Consider the following 2,458-nt stretch of genomic DNA (forward strand, 5'->3'; position numbering starts at 1 on the left):
ATTGAATTTCAATAATTTCAAAGAACTTCTATGATTTTTTAGTGGACACTAATGATGCAAAAAGTAAAATTAAATAACGGCGTAGAGATGCCGATCTTAGGTTATGGAGTTTATCTGGTCTCTCCTGAAGAATGCGAACGTTGTGTACTCGATGCCATCAGTGTAGGTTACCGTAGCATAGACACAGCACAAGCATATTATAATGAAGAAGGTGTAGGTGCAGCCATTACGAAATGCGGTGTTCCTCGCAGCGAATTATTCATTACTACCAAAGTCTGGATCAGCAATGCAGGAGAAAGTAGAGCAGCAGCCAGTATCGATGAGTCTTTACGAAAATTACGTACCGACTATATCGACCTGTTACTCATTCACCAACCCTTTGGAGATTATTACGGAACATACCGGGCTATGGAAAAAGCTGTAAAAGCCGGGAAAGCAAGAAGTATTGGTTTGAGTAACTTTTATCCCGACCGTTTCGTAGACTTAGCAGAAAATGTCGATATAAAGCCTGCGGTAAATCAATTACGGACAAACGTATTCAGTCAACAATGGGATGCGGAGATAGAGATGAACAAATACGATACCCATATTATGGCATGGGCTCCGCTCACACAGGCAAATAAAACTCTGTTCGACAACCCTACTATCGCAAAAATTGCTGAGAATCACAACAAAACAGCTACACAAGTAGCCTTGCGCTACCTCATTCAACGAAATATTATCGCTATTCCCAAGTCTACTCATATAGAACGGATGAAGCAGAATTTGGATGTATTTGATTTCTCCCTTACTGATGCAGAAATGGAAGCTATTCGCCCGCTCAATCAAGAAGCAGATTTCCAATGGTCACATCGTAATCCCGAGCTGGTACGTTTTTTGCTGAATTATGATAAACAATTCAATCCCAAAAACAAGTAAATAACCTGTTACATTGAAATATGAAAAATATATTGATAGTATCGGGACACCCTGATTTAAATAATTCATTCGCAAATAAAAATATATTGGAAGAACTGAACAGTCTGTTACCTGAAGCAGAGTTTGCTTATTTAGACAAATTATATCCGGATTTCCGTATAGATATAGAAACAGAACAAAAACGGCTGCTTCGTGCAGATATTATCGTCTTCCAATTTCCTCTATTCTGGTATAGTGCACCTTCTCTACTGCATCGTTGGATAGAACAAACGTTTGTACACGGTTTTTCTCACGGGCAAACAGGAGACAAGCTGAAAGGCAAAAAGTTGATACTTTCTTTCACTTCCGGTGCTCCAGAGGAAATGTACTGTTACGACGGATTACAAAATTATCCTATCGAAGATTTTCTTCCGCCCTATAAACAGCTGGCCAATCTATGCGGATTGCAATGGGAAGGCTATATATATAGCGGAGGCCTCTCTTACGCCAACCGGCATGATGAGAAGATTCTGAGACAAATGAAAGACAAAGCCATTAATCACGCTTATTCATTGGTCGAGAAAATAAAAAACTTGGAAAATCCTTAAATATTTTCCGATTAAGAAATTATTATTTTCAAAACAGAGCCGAGCAAAATTCAGACTCTTTATTCCTAATATAGGGGACATTATAGGCAACAAGATGTTGTCTATAATGTTTTCAAAATTACATCCAAGAAATCAGATTCTGTTTTTTCAAAATCGATTTTCCAACATCATCTATTGACGGATTAAAAAAAATTATATTTATTTGCCACACTCAAAAATAACCGTCAAAATAACCCTTAAATAAAAAATGAAATACTCCTATCTGCTCTTAGATTTGGACGGGACTGTTACCGATTCAATGACTGGCATTACCCGATCGGTACAATATGCTCTGAAACATTTTGGAATTGAAATAAAAGAATTAAGCTTGCTGCAACCGTTCATTGGTCCACCTCTCAAAGATTCTTTTAAAGAATTCTATCATTTTACTGAAGAGCAAGCAACTCTTGCAACATCAAAATATCATGAATATTTTTCTTTAAAAGGAATATTCGAAAACGCAGTTTATCCCGGAATAAAAGATTTCTTACAGAAACAGAAAAAGGAAAACAAGCAAATATTATTAGCAACGTCTAAACCTGAAATTTTAGCCAAACAGATACTCGATCATTTTGAACTATCATTCTATTTCGATTTTATAGGAGGCGCGACTTTTGATGACAGCCGATCTTCCAAGAAAGACGTCATTAACTACGTATTAGAAAACTGCCAACTCAAAAACAAATTAGATAAATGTATCATGATCGGAGACCGGAAACACGATATAGAAGGAGCTAAGGCTAATCACATTTCTTCAGCAGGAGTCCTATATGGCTACGGTAGTAAGGAAGAACTCATACAGGCCAAAGCCGATTATATAGTCAAAGATTTAGGGAGATTCAGTAAATAGTATAAAATTAGCCAACTAATTCATACACAAAGTGTTGCGAATTAGCTGGCTTTTTTGTATCTTT

At 36.9% G+C, this 2,458-nt stretch carries 3 protein-coding genes; all 3 read left to right on the forward strand.

Features of this window, described 5'->3' with window-relative positions; genetic code table 11:
* Window positions 1-54 precede the first annotated feature (54 nt).
* The 3 genes from AC1WHX_RS11870 to AC1WHX_RS11880 all read left to right on the forward strand — a co-directional run bounded on the left by AC1WHX_RS11870 (window position 55) and on the right by AC1WHX_RS11880 (window position 2,394).
* Window positions 55-918: an aldo/keto reductase gene (locus AC1WHX_RS11870; RefSeq protein ID WP_122337314.1), complete on the forward strand. Its 864-nt coding sequence runs from the start codon at window positions 55-57 to the stop codon at window positions 916-918.
* 20 nt (window positions 919-938) lie between these two features.
* Window positions 939-1,505 (forward strand): NAD(P)H-dependent oxidoreductase, encoded by a 567-nt coding sequence (locus tag AC1WHX_RS11875; protein WP_278584494.1) that lies wholly within the window; start codon window positions 939-941, stop codon window positions 1,503-1,505.
* A 247-nt stretch (window positions 1,506-1,752) separates the two neighbouring features.
* A complete protein-coding gene (locus tag AC1WHX_RS11880) occupies window positions 1,753-2,394 on the forward strand; it encodes an HAD-IA family hydrolase (protein WP_302546534.1) in 642 nt (213 codons plus the stop codon).
* The last annotated feature ends 64 nt before the right edge of the window (window positions 2,395-2,458 follow it).

It is taken from the genome of Coprobacter sp., from assembly GCF_982436375.1.

What these genes read in the sequence shown, in the direction of transcription:
- AC1WHX_RS11870 (WP_122337314.1), top strand. Translation starts at nt 55, where the DNA reads ATGCAAAAAGTAAAATTAAATAACGGCGTAGAGATGCCGATCTTAGGT.
- AC1WHX_RS11875 (WP_278584494.1), top strand. Translation starts at nt 939, where the DNA reads ATGAAAAATATATTGATAGTATCGGGACACCCTGATTTAAATAATTCA.
- AC1WHX_RS11880 (WP_302546534.1), top strand. Translation starts at nt 1,753, where the DNA reads ATGAAATACTCCTATCTGCTCTTAGATTTGGACGGGACTGTTACCGAT.